The sequence below is a fragment of the Faecalicatena fissicatena genome, assembly GCF_016900595.1.
GTDB lineage: Bacteria > Bacillota > Clostridia > Lachnospirales > Lachnospiraceae > Claveliimonas > Claveliimonas intestinigallinarum.
The window spans coordinates 1-784 of record NZ_JACLYY010000039.1; the positions used below are offsets into that span (position 1 = coordinate 1).

Annotated in this window: 2 protein-coding genes; both read left to right on the top strand. The window is 66.3% G+C overall.

The genetic code is table 11. From position 1 onward, the window contains the following. Positions 1-239 (top strand): ribosome silencing factor (gene rsfS, locus H7U36_RS15030; protein WP_205156428.1); only part of this gene is annotated, 239 nt, incomplete at its 5' end. Positions 240-351: 112 nt separating this feature from the next. Further along, a partial coding sequence (locus tag H7U36_RS15035) for an RNA polymerase sigma factor (protein ID WP_205156429.1) occupies positions 352-784 on the top strand: 433 nt, incomplete at its 3' end.

The following is a 784-nucleotide window of genomic DNA, read 5'->3' on the forward strand; positions in this document are numbered from 1 at the left end:
AGATGTGTATAAGAGACAGGATCAAGGCCCTGGCCGATGTCTGTGAGAAGACCCTCAAGGACGCCGGGGAGCCCCCCCACCATGTGGAGGGCCACCGGGGCGGCACCTGGATCCTGCTGGATTTCTCCTCCGTTGTGGTGCACATCTTCAACGAGGAGGCCCGGGAGTTTTACGACCTGGAGCGCCTGTGGAGCGACGCCGCGCCGGTGGATCTGTCCGGCGTGCTGACCGAAAACTAACGCAAAAAAGCCCGGCGGGACTCCCGCCGGGCTTTTTTTGCGCGGAGAGGGAACCAAACCGCCCGCCCATGCATCTATAGGGTGTCCGGACAAGGAAAGACGAGGTGAGCACATGGAACAGACCAGAGACGGCGCGGGCCGGGCGTCGGCGCGGGAGGAATTTGCTGCGGCGGTGACCGAGCACAGCCACGGCATGTTCCGGGCGGCCCGGAGCATCCTGGACAGCGACGCCGACGCGGAGGACGCGGTGGGCGAGGCTGTTCTGCGGGCCTGGCAGTCCTGGGACCGCCTGCGGGCCCGGGGAGCGGTCCGCGCCTGGCTGCTGAAGATTGCGGTCAACTGCGCCTATGAGCAGCGGCGGAGGGACAGCAGGGTGATCTATACCGACGAGCTGGAGCCGCTGGCCGGCGGCGCGGAAGACGCGCTCCCCGGCGGCCTGTGGGATGCGGTGCTCCATCTGCCGGAGGAGCAGCGGGCCGCCGTGACCCTCTACTACTACGAGGATTTGCCCGTGGCAGAGATCGCCCTGTCTCTTATACACATCT